The sequence below is a fragment of the Pseudomonas sp. PNPG3 genome, assembly GCF_023093815.1.
GTDB lineage: Bacteria > Pseudomonadota > Gammaproteobacteria > Pseudomonadales > Pseudomonadaceae > Aquipseudomonas > Aquipseudomonas asiatica.
The window spans coordinates 96,938-112,411 of the sequence record NZ_JALLKV010000012.1 but is presented as its reverse complement, the minus strand read 5'-3'; the positions used below and the strand labels follow the sequence as shown (position 1 = coordinate 112,411).

Here is a 15,474-nt window from a genome sequence, read left to right as displayed (position 1 = left end):
CCTGTGGAGCGGGTTCACCCGCGAACACCGGCGAAGCCGGTGCCATGCACCGAGTTGTCTGCTTCGCGGGTAAACCCGCTCCCACATTATCTGTGTTACCCCCGGGGTTTTAGCGCAGATGCACAAATTGCCGGGGCTGCTCTGCAGCCCTTTCGCGACACAAGGCCGCTCCCACAGGTACAGCGACAACCTCTAGATCAACGCTGCATCCGTGGGAGCTGGCTTGCCGGCGATGGGCTGCAACGCAGCCCCTTATTCCTGAGCAAACCGCATCTCCCGGGTCTCCCCCATCAACAACGGCGCATTCGCCTCGGTCACCCCCCGGATGTAGTCCCACAACAGCGTAATCCGCTTCAACTTCCTCAAATCCTCCCGGCAATACATCCAGAACTGCCGTGTCACCTCGATCTCCTCCGGCAACACCGTCACCAGCCGCGGGTCCTGCGCCGCCAGGAAGCACGGCAAGATCGCCAGCCCACGCCCCTGCAACGCTGCCGTGTACTGCGCAATCACGCTGGTACTGCGTAAATGCGCGCTGGCGCTGGGGATCAGGTTGGCCAGGTACAGCAGCTCCGAACTGAACGCCAGGTCGTCCACGTAGCTGATGAACGGGTGCTTGGCCAAGTCTGCGATCTGGTTGATCGGTGCATGGCGGTCCAGGTAGTCCTGGGTCGCGTACAGCCGCAAGCGGTAGTCGCACAGCTTGCAGCACACATAAGGCCCATGCTCCGGCCGCTCCAGGGCGATGACGATGTCCGCCTCGCGCTTGGACAGACTGATGAAGTGCGGCAGCGGCAGGATATCCACCGAAATCGCCGGGTAGGCATCGACGAAGTGGCTTAGCTGCGGGGTGACGAAGAAGCTGCCGAAGCCTTCGGTGCAGCCCATGCGCACATGCCCCGACAACGCCACGCCCGACCCGGATACCTGCTCGCAGGCCATGTGCAGCGTGCTCTCGATCGACTCGGCATAGCCCAGCAAGCGCTGGCCCTCGGCGGTGAGGACAAAGCCGTTGGTCCGGGATTTCTCGAACAGCAAGGTGCCCAGCGCCCCCTCCAGCGAGCTGATGCGCCGCGACACAGTGGTGTAGTCCACGCTCAGGCGTTTGGCGGCGCTGCTGGCCTTGCGCGTACGCGCCACTTCAAGGAAGAACTTCAGGTCGTCCCAGTTGAGCGCGCTCAGGGATGTAAGGTCTTTTTGCATGATGATCCGGTTTTTTTGTGCGTTCTTGTTGGATGTTTGCACATCTATACTCGAAACAAGCCTCAGGACGCCACCTCGCGTTTGCACGGCGCTGGCGATCTCGTCCCGACAATAATTCCAAGGAGAACGCAGATGAACGCACCGCAATCCCCTAACCAGACCAAAATCGAGCAGGTCAAGCTGCTGATCGACGGCCAATGGGTCGAGTCCAAGACCACCGAATGGCGCGACATCGTCAACCCGGCTACCCAAGAGGTGCTGGCGCGCGTACCGTTCGCCACCGTCGAAGAAGTCGACGCAGCCGTCGCCGCTGCCCACCGCGCCTTCCAGACCTGGCGTAACACGCCGATCGGCGCGCGCATGCGCATCATGCTCAAGCTGCAGGCGCTGATCCGCGAAAACACCAAACGCATCGCCCAGGTCCTCAGTGCCGAGCAGGGCAAGACCCTGGCCGACGCCGAAGGCGATATCTTCCGCGGCCTGGAAGTGGTCGAGCACGCCGCCTCCATCGGCACCCTGCAGATGGGCGAATTCGCCGAGAACGTTGCCGGCGGCGTCGATACCTACACCCTGCGCCAGCCGATCGGCGTATGCGCTGGCATCACCCCGTTCAACTTCCCGGCGATGATCCCGCTGTGGATGTTCCCCATGGCCATCGTCTGCGGCAACACCTTCGTGCTCAAGCCGTCCGAGCAGGACCCGCTGTCGACCATGCTGCTGGTTGAACTGGCGCTGGAAGCCGGCATACCGGCTGGCGTGCTCAACGTGGTGCACGGCGGCAAGCAAGTGGTGGATGCCATTTGCACCCACCAGGACATCAAGGCGATTTCCTTCGTCGGCTCCACTGAAGTGGGCACCCACGTGTACAACCTGGGCAGCCAGCACGGCAAGCGCGTGCAGTCGATGATGGGCGCCAAGAACCACGCGGTGGTGCTGCCTGATGCCAACCGCACGCAAACCGTCAACGCGCTGGTCGGTGCCGCCTTCGGTGCAGCAGGCCAGCGCTGCATGGCCACCTCGGTGGCTGTGTTGGTGGGCAAGGCCCGTGAATGGCTGCCGGACATCAAGGAAGCGGCCAGCAAGCTCAAGGTCAATGCCGGCTGCGAGCCAGGCACCGATGTCGGCCCTGTGGTCTCCAAACGCGCCAAGGAGCGTGTGCTGGGTCTGATCGAAAGTGGCATCAAGGAAGGCGCCAAGCTGGAACTCGACGGCCGTGACGTCACGGTACCGGGCTACGAGCAAGGCAACTTCATTGGCCCGACCCTGTTTTCGGGCGTGAAGACCGACATGCAGGTCTACACCCAGGAAATCTTCGGCCCGGTGCTGGTGACCCTGGAGGTCGATACCCTTGATGAGGCCATCGCCCTGGTCAATGCCAACCCGTTCGGTAACGGTACCGGCCTGTTCACCCAGAGTGGCGCGGCAGCGCGCAAGTTCCAGAGCGAAATCGACGTCGGCCAGGTCGGCATCAACATCCCGATCCCGGTCCCGGTACCGTTCTTCAGCTTCACCGGCTCGCGTGGCTCCAAGCTCGGCGACCTCGGCCCGTACGGCAAGCAAGTGGTGCAGTTCTACACTCAGACCAAGACCGTCACCGCCCGCTGGTTCGATGATGACAGCGTCAACGACGGCGTGAACACCACCATCAGCCTGCGCTAAGGAGAGAGTCATGCGTATCGCATTCATCGGCCTGGGCAACATGGGCGCACCCATGGCCCGCAACCTGATCAAGGCCGGGCACCAACTGAACCTGTTCGACCTGAACAAGGCCGTGCTGGCCGAGCTGGCAGAACTGGGTGGGCAGATCAGCCCTTCGCCCAAGGACGCGGCGGCCAACAGCGAGCTGGTGATCACCATGCTGCCGGCTGCCACCCATGTGCGCAGCGTGTACCTGAACGAAGACGGCGTGCTGGCCGGCATTCGCCCCGGCACGCCGACCGTGGATTGCAGCACCATCGACCCGCAGACGGCGCGTGATGTGTCCAAGGCCGCAGCGGCCAAGGGCGTGGACATGGGCGATGCGCCGGTGTCCGGTGGCACCGGCGGCGCGGCGGCAGGCACCCTGACCTTCATGGTCGGTGCCAGCGCCGAGCTGTTCGCCACCCTCAAGCCGGTACTGGAGCAGATGGGCCGCAACATCGTGCACTGCGGTGAAGTGGGCACAGGGCAGATCGCCAAGATCTGCAACAACCTGCTGCTGGGCATCTCGATGATAGGCGTGTCCGAGGCCATGGCCCTGGGCAATGCGCTGGGCATCGACACCAAGGTGCTGGCCGGCATCATCAACAGTTCGACCGGGCGTTGCTGGAGCTCGGACACCTACAACCCGTGGCCGGGCATCATCGAAACCGCGCCGGCATCGCGTGGCTATACCGGTGGCTTTGGCGCCGAGCTGATGCTCAAGGACCTAGGGCTGGCCACCGAGGCTGCACGCCAGGCGCATCAACCGGTGATCCTGGGTGCCGTGGCCCAGCAGCTGTATCAGGCCATGAGCCTGCGCGGCGAGGGTGGCAAGGACTTCTCGGCGATCGTCGAGGGTTACCGCAAGAAGGATTGACGAGCGAGGACTTTATCGCGGGCCGGGCGGCCTTCCCTCTGTAACTGCGCACCAGAGGGGAGGGGGCCCGTACTGCGATGTTTTTTGAGCATTATTTAGGCAAGGGGGGTAAGTAATACATGAAAACTCCCAAACCAAAAAATGCGATAGTCAATATCAAAAGCGAGGAGCCTATGAAGATTAGGAGGGTCTTGATTTTTGAAGGTAGATTATTTATTTCCTTGGTGTCAATGAGGTTTTTTCGTGCATAGATTTTAGGAATGAGTAGTATGAATGATATGTTCGTTAGTCGAAAGAATTTTCCCATCAGGCCAGCATGTAGCCAGAGTTTTTTTTCGCCGGTTATTGCATTGCAATTTAATAAAAATCCTTCAATGTAATCAATTTTGCGATGAGCGATATATATTGTTAATGCCAGGTTCAAGAAAAGTAAAGTTGTGACTGTCATGCTGTAGACTAAAAAAATCCAGTGCATGATTGTCATTTTGCTACTGCCTCGTATAGAAGTTCCCCAGCCCAGGCGCCTGCTTCATTCCCAAATTTTCCGCCTGCCATTCCCCCCCACTGTACCGCCGAATATCCCACAAGCGAGTGCTCCGGTTCCACCTGTCGCTACGCCAAACACCACGCTGCAAGCAGCACCAAGAATAAGCTTGCCACTGGCTGCCCCAGCAGTAGTACCCAACAAGCCCAAGGTTAATGAACTAACCTCGACATACTGCGCCTTTTTGCATTCCTCCTCGCGTCCGAGCGTACAGGCTTTATGTATCTCCAGGCCCGTGGCAGCGACGTCTAATGCAATCCCTACATACGTTCCTTTCTTGATCAAATTAGCAGCCGTCGCCACGCCTGAGACTTTGTTGGCATATCCTGCAATCTCGCCGGTATGCAAATAACTCTTTGTGGATATCCCCAGCGTCCTTTTGATCGAGCCTTTGTTCCTTATCCCGGAACCGTAAGCCGCCAGCTTGTTCAGCTGCTCATCCAACTTCATGAACAAGACGGCACGCTTTGCATAGAACTGATCGCGAGCCGCCATGGCCCCTGACCCGAGATGCTGTTGATGCAGCTTCTCGATATCCATCAAGGTGGCCTCGATAGCTTTCAGGTGCTTGCTCCACCCTTCACTGACTACACCAGCGCCCACAGATGCATGCGCGATGAGGCTCTTCAAGGTCTCGAAATTATCCAGGGAAAAGTTATCCACACCTTGGCCGTTGCGCATCAGCCCCATGTGCGCAATCGTCGCCTGTCTCATCATCCAGGCTTCCTGGCTGGTGCAGGAAGCCGTGGTGGGATCGCCGATGATGATAAGTTCACCGCTACGGACCACAGTATTGGCGATGTGCGAATTCAGCACGTCAAACTTTTCCAGGGAATAACCGGTCAGCGCCAGGTCGGATTTCAGCCTATGATAGTTTTGCAGCTTGAGATTGAGAAACGCCCGGGCTTCAGACATAGGCTTGTCCTCACGCGTATTTTTTGTCGCCGATCCGGTCCCAGCCGCTGGCGATATTGCCGCCACCGGCGCCATCAATGCGCCGCTGCTGGGTATAGGTGGTCTTGATCCGGCCGTAGTTGAGCTGCACTACTTCAAGCGGTACGCCGGTGTCCACGCTCTGCGAATACTCGGCGATGATCACTTCCTCGAGGATAATTTCGTAGTACTTGAGTTTGTCACCACCCGCGCGGCAGAGTGCCAGTTTCACTTCCTTGAGGTGCTGCCCGGTGCAACTGGCTTCCATCAGTTTGCAACTGGCACTGTCGAGGTATTTGGTGAAAGTGAAGTTGGTGACAGAGGTACGGCCGGAAGTGGCTCCGCCAGTAGAACTTGCAGTGGCAGATGTGCTTTGGCTGACGCCGAAATCGTAGCCAAGCACTTCAATCCATTTGCTGTATTGCTTGTCCAGTGCTTCGCCTGGAATGTTGTCGATCTGAATGTAGGCGTCGAAAGCCATGTTTTCTTCTCCCTGGCAATTGAATCAATTGGGTATTGCTGCCCGGTGACCCGGCTGATTTGCAGAGCCTAGGCCTGCGATGAGTCGGGGGCAATACTTCAGGGGATGAAGAGGTGCAGTTCAGAAATGGACTACAAATGAAGGGGGAAAGCTGAATTCATATGTCAAAAAATGTAACTGTTACCCTTGCAATAGGATGATGTTTATTCAACTCCTGGTTGCCTTATTCATCATGTTTAATTGCGAACAGAGTCATGTGGGAATTTTCACTCATCCGTACGGCAAGCAAGTGGTGCAGTTTTACACTCAGACCAAGACCGTCACCGCCCGCTGGTTCGATGACGACAGCGTCAACGACGGTGTGAACACCACCATCAGCCTGCGTTAAGCCATCGGCCTGCGTTAAGGAGTACGTCATGCGTATCGCATTCATCGGCCTGGGCAACATGGGGGCACCCAGGGCCCGCAACCTGATCAAGGCCGGGCACCAACTGAACCTGTTCGACTTGAACAAGGCCGTGCTGGCCGGCATACGCCCCGGCACGCCGACCGTGAATTGCAGCACCATCGACCCGCAGACTGCGCGTGATGTGTCCAAGGCCGCAGCGGCCAAGGGCGTGGACATGGGCGATGCGCCGGCATCGCGTGGCTATACCGGTGGCTTTGGCGCCGAGCTGATGCTCAAGGACCTAGGGCTGGCCACCGAGGCTGCACGCCAGGCGCATCAACCGGTGATCCTGGGTGCCGTGGCCCAGCAGCTGTATCAGGCCATGAGCCTGCGCGGCGAGGGTGGCAAGGACTTCTCGGCGATCGTCGAGGGTTACCGCAAGAAGGATTGACGAGCGTGTACTTCGTCGCGGGCCAGGCGGCCCTCCCTCTGTAACTGCGCACCAGAGGGAAGGGCGTCTGATCCGCGATTTTTTTTGCTGCCGGGCGCTCAGATTTTTCCCACGTATTTTGATGAGTTTACTGACTTTGCGCAGGCAACAACATCTTCAACCCAAGATGTCAATTTGCTACGGTTTCCAGATAGGGAAACCTGAGCCATCTTTATGTTCAAGATAATAGAGTCAATCAAAGCCGCTCGCTACAAGCGAATAGTCAGGTCTCACGGGGGTAAGATTGCTGCCGGGCCTTCAACATTCAGTAAGTATGCCAGTGCTGATCTAGAGGGATATGTTCAACTAGGTCATATAAAAATTCGTTCTTCCCAAGTCGGAATTGGTGCTTACACCTATATAAGAAGTGGTACCCATCTTTCATTTGTATCTTCCATAGGTCGATTCTGCTCCATTGGCTCTGATTGTGTCATTGGTCAAGAGAAACACACACACCCATCCTCCTGGGTAAGTACCCATCCATTTCAGTATGAAGATGGAGGAAATCTGGAGTATCGAGCTGAAGAAGCGCTTGCCCAGATAGGCCACGACGTATGGATTGGCGCCGGAGCCACTGTCCTTGCAGGCGTGAAGGTCGGGACCGGAGCCATTATCGCGACCAAGGCTTTGGTGTCGCGTGATGTGCCGCCGTATGCGATCGTGGGTGGGAATCCGGCCAAAGTCATCAAGTATCGACATGCTGAAGATATCATTGTCAGGCTCATGGACAGCGAGTGGTGGGATTTGGATACCGCTACCTTGAGAGAGCTGAATTTGGCAGACCCGAAAAAGTTCCTGAGGTCTATCGAAAGTCGTACCTCACGAGACAAAGTAAACTACAGAGTCGTTTGTCTTTCTCAGAAGGGTGTAAAACTCTTGAAGAGTGACCGCTCGTAGTCGAGCGGAGATGTGCCAAAGGCTACTATCATACTTGCGGCAGGATACTATTCGTCTCGCGCACTCATTGGTCATCATGCCTGAACCTGAGCGGCGTCATGGTCATGTGGGATTTTTTGCGCATCCCACATGACCGGCAAAGTCCGCTTATGAATCAGGCAAAGACAAAGTACTTGCGCACGGTCTCGACCACTTCCCAGGTGCCTTTCATCCCCGGTTCGATCACGAACACATCACCCGCTTTCAGGTGCTTCGGCTCTTCGCCTTCCGGGGTGATGATGCAGTAGCCATCGAGGAAGTGGCAGAACTCCCACTTCTCGTAGTTGACCTCGAACTTGCCCGGAGTGCAGATCCAGGTGCCCATGATCTTGCTGCCGTCGGCCGACAGGTAGGCGTTGAGGTTGACGGTGTGCGGATCGCCGCCGATGCGCTTCCACTTGGTGGCGTCCACGACCGGCGTCGGGCAGGTTTCGCGCAGGACGGTGATGAAATCGGACATGGCACAACTCCTGGTGACTGGCTGAATGACTCGTCACCATAGGGCCATCGGCCGAGCCGCAGTTGCCTGGGCTCGACGTCCAGCTGTCTGGTCGCGCTATGCCAGGCGGTTGACCTCGACGGTGATGTGCGCCAGTTCTTCGTGTACGCCCAGGGCCTGGCGCACGCTGTCGGCGCTGAGTTCGGCCCAGGCGGCCAGGCCGAGAATGCAGGCGTACTGGTCTTTGCCCACGCGCCACACGTGCAGGTCGGTGATGCTGGCCGGCACCGGCAGTTGCGCGACCACCGCGCGGATTTCTTCCACTACCGGCGCGTCCATCTCCGCATCCAGCAGCACCCGCCCGGTATCGCGCAGCAGCCCGCGGGCCCACAGCGCCACCAGCAGCGCACCGACCAGGCCCATGACCGGGTCGAGCCACCCGGCGCCCCAGTACTTGCCGGCCAGCAGGGCAACGATAGCCAGCACCGAGGTGGCGGCGTCGGCCATCACGTGCAGGTAGGCCGAGCGCAGGTTCAGGTCGTGGTGACGGTGGCCATGGTCATGGTGATGGTCGTGGCCATGGTGGTGATGATCGTGATCGTGATGGTGATGGTCGTCACGCAGCAGCCAGGCGCAGATCAGGTTGACGGCCAGGCCCACGGCGGCGATGAAGATCGCCTCGTCATAATGGATCGGCCCCGGTGCCAGCAGGCGCTGCACCGACTGGAACGCCATCAACCCGGCCACGCCCAGCAACAGCAGGGCGCTGGAGTAGCCGCCGAGAATCTCGATCTTCCAGGTGCCGAAGGCAAAGCGCCGGTCGCCGGCATAACGCCGCGCGGCGGCATAGGCCAGCAGCGACAGGCCCAGGGCCAGGGCGTGGGAGCTCATGTGCCAGCCGTCGGCCAGCAACGCCATGGAATTGAAGAACCAGCCCCCGGTAATTTCCGCCACCATCATCACTGCGGTCAGCCACACGGCCAGGCGCGTCTTGCGCTCGGCGCTCAGGTTGCTGGTATGGAACTGGTGGCTGTGCTGCCAGCGGTCTGAGGTTTGTGTCGCCATGGTTTATCATGCTCCCGGAACGTCGAGAAATATACTATACCCCAGTATACCTAGCATGGTGTGAAACCCAATGGCACATACCCTGAAGAGCAAGAAGCAGCTGCTGACCCGGGTGCGCAAGATCAAAGGCCAGGCCGCCGCCCTGGAGACAGCGCTGGAGCAGGACAAGGACTGCCTGGCGATACTGCAACAGATCGCCGCCGTGCGCGGTGCGGTGAACGGGCTGATGGCCGAAGTGATGGAAGGGCATATCCGCGAACACCTGGTGGCGGACGGGCTGAGTGCCGAGGAGCGGCAGGACGAGGCGGACAAGGTGGCGACGTTGCTGCGGTCGTACCTCAAGTGAATTAGGTGGGTAGGCACGCCCCAGCAATTTGTGCACCACTGCTGGAGTCCTGGGGCCGCTCTGCGGCCCTTTCGCGATACAAGGCCGCTCCTACAGGGGCCTCTATACCCCCAAGGGGTATGATTACGCCCACCAATACCGCACAAAGTGGAAGAACACCGGCGCGGCAAAGCACACCGAATCCATGCGGTCGAGCATGCCGCCGTGGCCTTCGATCATGTGCCCCCAGTCCTTCACCCCACGGTCGCGCTTGATCGCCGACATCACCAGCCCGCCGAAGAAGCCCATGGCGTTCACCGCCAACGCCATCAGCGCGGCCTGCCAGAAGGTGAACGGGGTGATCCAGCACACCAGGGCGCCGATCAGGGTGGCCAGCGCCACGCCGCCGGCCAGGCCTTCGACGGTCTTGGATGGTGACAGGTTGGGCGCTACCTTGTGCTTGCCGAACAGCTTGCCACACACGTACTGCAGCACGTCGCTGATCTGCACCACCAGGATCAGCCAGGCAATCAGCAGCAGGTTGCGGCCCTCGTAACCCGGGATGTCCAGGGTCATCAATGCCGGCACCGACGACACGCAGTACACCGCGATCATCAGCCCCCATTGCACCTTCGAGGCGCGCTCGAGAAAGCGCGTGGTGTCGCCGCCGAAGCTGGCCAGGATCGGCAGCAACAGGAACAGGTACACCGGGATGAAGATGCTGAACAACCCGTACCAGTCCATGGCGATCAGCACGTATTGCACCGGCAGCGCCACATAGAACGCCGCCACCAGCGCCGGGTAGTCGCTGCGCCGGGTCGGGGTGAGCGTCATGAACTCGCGCAAGGCATAGAACGACACGCCGTAGAACAGCACGATCACGCCGTACTTGCCGAACAGGAAGGCGATGCCGATCACCAGCACCATCACCCACCAGGCGTTGATGCGGGCGTTGAGGTTGTCGATCACCGCGTGCGGTGCCGGGCCGGCGCGCCATTTGAGCAGGCGGCCGATCACGCTGGCGAGCAGCAGCAGGGCGCCGATGCCGGCAAACAGGGAAAGGGTGTTGTCGTCCATCTCAGGCATCCTTGGGGGCCAGGTTCAGCAAGGCCCGGCTGGCCCGCTCGAGAAAGGCTTGCTTGCTTTCATCCGCCTGCAGGTGCAGCGGCTCGCCAAAGCTCAATGTGCACAACAACGGCAACGGCAGGGCGCGACCTTTGGGCATCACCCGGTTGAGATTGGCGATCCATACCGGCACCAGTTCGACTTCGGGGTTGGCTGCTGCCAAGTGGTACAGCCCGCTCCTGAACGGCATCAGCGGCTCGTCGCCGAGATTGCGAGTGCCCTCCGGGAAAAAGATCAGCGAGTCGCCCTGGGCCACTGCTTCGAGGATCGGCTGCAACGGGCTGCCCTGGCCGGCGCTGTGTTGCCGGTTGATCAGCACACCGTTGAACACCTTGCGGATAAGAAAATCGCGAATACCCGGCTTGGCCCAGTAATCGGCACCGGCTACCGGACGGGTACGCTTGCGCAGCGGCTGCGGCAGCGAGGCCCACAGCAGCACGAAATCACCATGGCTGCTGTGGTTGGCGAAATACAGGCGCTGCACCGGCAGCGGCGTGCAGCCCAGCCACAGGGCGCGGGCACCGGTGATCAGGCGGGCGGCGGAAGTGATGAGGTAGGCGGTCAGGTTGGCGAGCATGGATCGGTAGTCATCCCTTCAAAGGCAGTGTCAGCAGGGTAGCCAAGGCCAGCGACAGCTGCAGGCCCAGGCACACTGCCTGGCGGCGCAACAGGGCCAGCGCGGCCCGGCTACGGGCAGGCCATGCTCGGGTGTCGGCGGCCTGCGGTTTGAGTTTCAGCTCGAACAGTGCGTGGTCCAGGGCCTGGGTGTCCGCCGCCAGGTCGCGGCTGGCGGCGAGGCGGGCGAACAATTGGGCATCGATGGCCACACGGACGGCCCAGTACTTGTGCAGCACGCCTAGTACCAGCAGCGCAATGCACAGCAGGCTGGCCAGCGGTTGCAATTGGGCACCCAGCAAGGGCGCCAAACCGTAGGCCAGGGCCAGCAGGGTGAGGCCGTCCGACAGGCGTTCCAGTTGTTTGCCTCGGCCCAGCAGGCTGGCCACCACGTACAGCGTCATGGTTGTGTCCCTAGCTGTTGCAAGGCCTGGCGGTGTGCGCTGTGCAGCACCACGCCAGGGCGGGCCTTGCGGATCAGCGCTTCGGCCTGGCGAGCATCACTGCAGCGGCCCGTGAGCACCAGCCAGGCTGCCACGGCGCTGGCGCTGCGCGAATAGCCCAGGGCGCAGCAGACCAGCACCGGGCCTTGCGAGCGCAGGCGTTCGATGGCGACGGCGGCTTGGTGCAGCAATGGGCTTTCCGGGGCGATCAGGTCCAAGGTAGGAAAACATGCGTAGCCATGCGCTGCCTGACCGGCTGACGCGGACCCTGTGGGAGCGGCCTTGTGTCGCGAAAGGGCCGCGAAGCGGACCCAGCAATATCTGCTGCGAAGCTGAAAATCTGGGGCCGCTTCGCAGCCCTTTCGCGACACAAGGCCGCTCCCACAAGTGTCCGCGACAGGGCGGCCAACAATGCACGGTAGTTCTGCGCATAAATCGACCACCGCAGCGAACTGCGCGCCACACCCAGGAATCCGCCCAAGGTAGACGCCATCACACACTTCATCCGCCTGCGGGTGCCGCCAGGTCCACAACCGCGAGTTGACCCACGCCCCAATCAGGTACGGTGCCAGCAGCCAGCTGGCTGCATTCGACAAGCGCCCATCGGCGCCTTTCTGAAACCCGCCTGCACCGAGCACGCCATAGTTCAGCGCCACCAAAGCCAGCGACACGGCCGGCCAGGTCAACCACAGCCAGGCGCCGCCCAACGCAACGGCAGGCACTGCGCACAGCAGCCCACCCACTGTATAGAACAACGCCAACCGCCAACGCTTGGCATCCCGCGCAAGGCGCACCTGCTGCCAGGGCAGTTGCCCTTGATGTGGCCACAACCAGACGCAGACGAACCCCGCCAATGCCCCGGTCGGCACGTCGACGAAATGGTGCTGCCAGGTGGTCAGCACCGACACCCCGATCAGTGCCATCCAGCCATGCATCAGCCAACGCCAGGGCTGGCGCTGCACGTGCCGGGCAAACATCGTCCAGATGATCACCAGCAGGGCAATATGCAGCGACGGTGCCTGGTTGAACGGCTTGTCGAAGCCCATGAGCACATCGAACATCCAGCCGAACACCCCGCCCAGTTCCGGCCGCTCGAAGGTGAAACGCAGCGGCCAGAGCAGGAAGCAGCTGACGCTGATCAGCTGCGCGGTGAGCAGCGCCAGCGCGTGCCGGTCCATTTCCTGGCGCGTGCGTGGCAGCAGGAAGGACAAACCGTAGAGCAGGTCGATCGACCAGTACGGGATGATCGTCCACGGCCACAACGGCATGCGGCTTTCCCAGCCGAACACCAGGCTGCCGACATCACTGCGCCCGGCGGTATGGTTGTTCGCCAGCCCGTAACTGAGGAAAAACAGCGGCCCCAGCAACAGAAGCCAGAACACGCCTCGGCGGATCAGCCGGGGCTCGCGTGATGGGCTCATTCAGCGCACCCGTTGTGCCAGGCTGACGCTGAAAATGCCCCATTCATCGATGCGTTGGGCCAGCTTGCGGAACCCGGCCGCTTCTACCAGCTGGTCCATTTCGGCCTGGCTGCGGCGACGCATCACCCAGGCCTCCCCGCCGCGGTGGCTGGTGAGGGCGCGGGCGATCATTTCCAGTTGCGGGTGCCACGGCTGGCCGGTGTAGACCAAATAGCCGCCATCTTCCAGCGCATCCGCCAGGCCGGCCAGCGAGTTGCCTACCAACTGGTTGCTGGCGAACAGTTCGTACAGGCCGGAGACCACGGCCAGGGTCGGTGGTTGTTCCAGGGTGGCCAGGCTCTGGCGGTCGAAGGCATCGCCCTGGACGAAGCGGGCGATGTCGGCCAGGCCCTTTTCTGCAATCAGTGCGCTGCCTTGCTGCACGTTCAGTTCGCTGTAGTCACGCAGCAGGATCGAATCCGGCAGCTGTTCGAGCTCCTGCAGGGCCTCGAGAATGTAGCGGCCATGGCCGGCGGCGATATCGACGATGTGCACCGGCCGCTGCTGTTCGCGCAGGCGGACGATGGCCAGGCGCAGCAGTTCCTCTACGTGAAGCTTGCGCTGGCGGATGCCACGCCAGCCGATGGCGTCGAGGTAGTTCTGGTCGATCAGGCGGCCGAGCTTGCCTTTGCCGGTCGGCTGGTTGCGGTACACGTAGTCCAGGGTACTGCCCGAGTCGAAACCGGTATCGAAACCCAGCTTCACACCTTCGGACAGCCCATTGCCCAGCCGCAGCCCGGCACGGGTAGCACGCCAGTAAAGGTCGCGGGGCGAGTTGCGCGGCAGCGGTGCGGCCAGGCTTTCGGCTTCGGCGCAGCTGGCGCCGATCTTGTCGGCATCGAGTAGTGACGGCAGGGCGGCGGGGCTGGCGAAGCAATGTTCGACAAACCGCTCGATGCGCCGCAAGGCATGGGCCCTGTCACGCTCGCCAAGGGTGTCGTGGAAAAAGCCTGGCAGGATGTGCATTTCCTTGCGCGCACTGCCCAGGCGTTCGAAGAAGCGTTCCTGCGGTTGGCGTTCGACCACGAAGTCGGCACCGGACACCAGCAGCTGGGTTGGCAACTGAATGGCCTGGGCATCCGCCACCACCCGGTCGGCGGCTTCGTACAGGCCCAGCAGCATGGTCACCGAAATCGGCCGGCTGATCAGCGGGTCGGCCACGTACGACATGACCCGTTCGGGGTCGTGGGTGAGCAGGCGGGGCTTGACGTAGCTGTTTACGAAGAAGTTTCCGCGCAAGGCTTTCAGCAGTTTCAGGCCGGTGCGGGCGAACGGCACATACAGTTTGACCTTGAACGCTGGCGAGGCCAGCACCAGGCAGCGCACCTTGGGCGCGTAGTCGTGGGCCCAGGTGGCCACGAGCACGGCCCCTACGCTCTGCGCCAGCACCACCAGGTCCTGTTCGGCGATGCCATGGCTGGCCTGGATGTGCTCGATGAAGGTCTGCACATCGCGCACGCTGGTGGCGAAGCCCGGGCTGTCGCCACGCGCGCCCGGCGAATGGCCGTGGCCGCGGGCATCCCAGGCGAAGAAATCGTAGCCCGGCATGTCCAGCTCGTCGGCCAGGTGTGCCATGCGCCCGCCGTGTTCGTGGCCGCGATGGAACATCACCACGGCCCGGCGTGGCTGGTGTTGGTTACGCGTGGCAGGCCAGTGACGGTAATGCAGCTCGACGCCGTCATGGGTGGAGAAGTGCAGCGCTTGCGCTTGGCGCATGGTCGACATCCTTTTGCGACGGCAGTGGGCTCAGCGGGTTTCGGCCAGCCCCTGGCGAACCCGGTTGTAGAGGGTATAGAGCGAGAGTGCGAGGATGACCAGCAACAAGCCGTTGAGCCAGGTGCCATTCAGCAGGCCTAGAGCGACACCGGTACCCAGCACACCGAAGGCAAAGGCCCGGTCGCTCTTGCCCATTGGGCCATCGTAGCGCCGTGAAGCACCGGCCAGTGGGCCCATGACACCGGCGTATTCGCTGAAGGTGGCGCTGAGCACCACGAGCACGACCAAGGTTGGCGATACACCGGCCAGCAGGGCGAAGGGCAGGTACAGCGCGGCATCGGCGATCACGTCGCACAGTTCGTTGAGGTAGGCACCGAGGGTGGATTGCTGGCCGAACTCGCGGGCGAGCATGCCGTCGACAGCGTTCAGTGCCATGCGCAGCAGCATCCAGACTGGCACCAGGATGAACAGCCAGGTGAGATGGGGCAGGGCAGCCAGCAGCAGGCCCAGCAGGATTGACAGCAGGGCGGCGGCGACAGTGACCTGGTTGGCGGTGACACCGCGGTCATGGAGGCGCTGGACAGCAGGGCGGAGCATGGCCTGGAAGTGCGGTTTGAGCTGGTAGATCGATGCCACTGGAAAGTCCTTTTCGGTGGGGCGTTATGGCGCCATTGTGTGTGAGCCTTCTTTGCGGGTAAACCCGCTCCCACAGGTATAGTGTCCAGCCGAGAGATACCACACATCCTGTGGGAGC

At 61.2% G+C, this 15,474-nt stretch carries 15 protein-coding genes and 2 pseudogenes; 6 read left to right on the top strand and 11 right to left on the bottom strand.

Annotated elements, in window-relative coordinates:
* Positions 1–252: 252 nt before the first annotated feature.
* Positions 253–1,203, bottom strand: a complete 951-nt coding sequence (locus MJ643_RS11115; protein WP_013974246.1) for a LysR family transcriptional regulator — start codon at positions 1,201–1,203, stop codon at positions 253–255.
* 132 nt (positions 1,204–1,335) lie between these two features.
* On the opposite strand from MJ643_RS11115, the gene MJ643_RS11110 reads away from it, so the two are divergent.
* Together MJ643_RS11110 and mmsB are read left to right on the top strand one after the other, a co-directional pair.
* A complete protein-coding gene (locus MJ643_RS11110) occupies positions 1,336–2,862 on the top strand; it encodes a CoA-acylating methylmalonate-semialdehyde dehydrogenase (RefSeq protein WP_013974245.1) in 1,527 nt (508 codons plus the stop codon).
* A gap of 10 nt (positions 2,863–2,872) precedes the next feature.
* Positions 2,873–3,760, top strand: a complete 888-nt coding sequence (gene mmsB / locus MJ643_RS11105; protein WP_013974244.1) for a 3-hydroxyisobutyrate dehydrogenase — start codon at positions 2,873–2,875, stop codon at positions 3,758–3,760.
* 480 nt (positions 3,761–4,240) lie between these two features.
* Here mmsB and MJ643_RS11100 read toward each other — a convergent pair.
* Together MJ643_RS11100 and MJ643_RS11095 are read right to left on the bottom strand one after the other, a co-directional pair.
* A pseudogene (locus MJ643_RS11100) lies at positions 4,241–5,219 on the bottom strand (hypothetical protein).
* 10 nt (positions 5,220–5,229) lie between these two features.
* The gene (locus tag MJ643_RS11095) at positions 5,230–5,718 is read right to left on the bottom strand and encodes a type VI secretion system tube protein Hcp (RefSeq protein ID WP_013974242.1); all 489 of its coding nucleotides are present in this window, start codon (positions 5,716–5,718) and stop codon (positions 5,230–5,232) included.
* A 274-nt stretch (positions 5,719–5,992) separates the two neighbouring features.
* Here MJ643_RS11095 and MJ643_RS11090 point away from each other — a divergent pair.
* The 3 genes and pseudogenes from MJ643_RS11090 to MJ643_RS11080 all read left to right on the top strand — a co-directional run.
* Positions 5,993–6,106: pseudogene (locus tag MJ643_RS11090) on the top strand (methylmalonate-semialdehyde dehydrogenase); the annotation flags it as partial.
* 28 nt (positions 6,107–6,134) lie between these two features.
* On the top strand, positions 6,135–6,557 hold the full coding sequence (locus MJ643_RS11085) for an NAD(P)-binding domain-containing protein (RefSeq protein WP_013974240.1): 423 nt from the start codon (positions 6,135–6,137) through the stop codon (positions 6,555–6,557).
* A gap of 213 nt (positions 6,558–6,770) precedes the next feature.
* Complete coding sequence (locus MJ643_RS11080; protein ID WP_038410149.1) at positions 6,771–7,493, top strand: CatB-related O-acetyltransferase; 723 nt, start codon at positions 6,771–6,773, stop codon at positions 7,491–7,493.
* Positions 7,494–7,647: 154 nt separating this feature from the next.
* Here MJ643_RS11080 and MJ643_RS11075 read toward each other — a convergent pair whose 3' ends face one another.
* Both MJ643_RS11075 and dmeF read right to left on the bottom strand, forming a co-directional pair.
* Positions 7,648–7,992, bottom strand: coding sequence for a cupin domain-containing protein (locus MJ643_RS11075; RefSeq protein WP_003258412.1), 345 nt, complete (start codon positions 7,990–7,992; stop codon positions 7,648–7,650).
* Between the two features lie 96 nt (positions 7,993–8,088).
* Positions 8,089–9,036 carry a CDF family Co(II)/Ni(II) efflux transporter DmeF gene (dmeF, locus tag MJ643_RS11070; RefSeq protein WP_208209251.1) on the bottom strand — a complete coding sequence of 316 codons (948 nt, stop codon included), beginning with the start codon at positions 9,034–9,036 and terminating at the stop codon, positions 8,089–8,091.
* 70 nt (positions 9,037–9,106) lie between these two features.
* On the opposite strand from dmeF, the gene MJ643_RS11065 reads away from it, so the two are divergent.
* Positions 9,107–9,382, top strand: a complete 276-nt coding sequence (locus tag MJ643_RS11065) for a metal/formaldehyde-sensitive transcriptional repressor (protein WP_003258414.1) — start codon at positions 9,107–9,109, stop codon at positions 9,380–9,382.
* 123 nt (positions 9,383–9,505) lie between these two features.
* Here MJ643_RS11065 and MJ643_RS11060 read toward each other — a convergent pair whose 3' ends face one another.
* From MJ643_RS11060 to MJ643_RS11035, 6 genes are read right to left on the bottom strand one after another with little or no spacing between them, the layout of a single operon-like run.
* Positions 9,506–10,438 (bottom strand): phosphatidate cytidylyltransferase, encoded by a 933-nt coding sequence (locus MJ643_RS11060; protein WP_013974238.1) that lies wholly within the window; start codon positions 10,436–10,438, stop codon positions 9,506–9,508.
* Between the two features lies 1 nt (position 10,439).
* Entirely contained in the window at positions 10,440–11,063 is a 624-nt protein-coding gene (locus tag MJ643_RS11055; protein ID WP_013974237.1) for a lysophospholipid acyltransferase family protein, read from the bottom strand.
* A gap of 10 nt (positions 11,064–11,073) precedes the next feature.
* Entirely contained in the window at positions 11,074–11,505 is a 432-nt protein-coding gene (locus MJ643_RS11050; protein ID WP_013974236.1) for a hypothetical protein, read from the bottom strand.
* A complete protein-coding gene (locus MJ643_RS11045; protein ID WP_024087746.1) occupies positions 11,502–12,965 on the bottom strand; it encodes a phosphatase PAP2/dual specificity phosphatase family protein in 1,464 nt (487 codons plus the stop codon). Before MJ643_RS11045 ends, MJ643_RS11050 begins: the two co-directional genes overlap by 4 nt.
* The gene (locus MJ643_RS11040; RefSeq protein ID WP_024087745.1) at positions 12,966–14,720 is read right to left on the bottom strand and encodes a bifunctional alpha/beta hydrolase/class I SAM-dependent methyltransferase; all 1,755 of its coding nucleotides are present in this window, start codon (positions 14,718–14,720) and stop codon (positions 12,966–12,968) included.
* Positions 14,721–14,750: 30 nt separating this feature from the next.
* A complete protein-coding gene (locus tag MJ643_RS11035; RefSeq protein WP_013974233.1) occupies positions 14,751–15,356 on the bottom strand; it encodes a CDP-alcohol phosphatidyltransferase family protein in 606 nt (201 codons plus the stop codon).
* Positions 15,357–15,474: the final 118 nt, after the last annotated feature.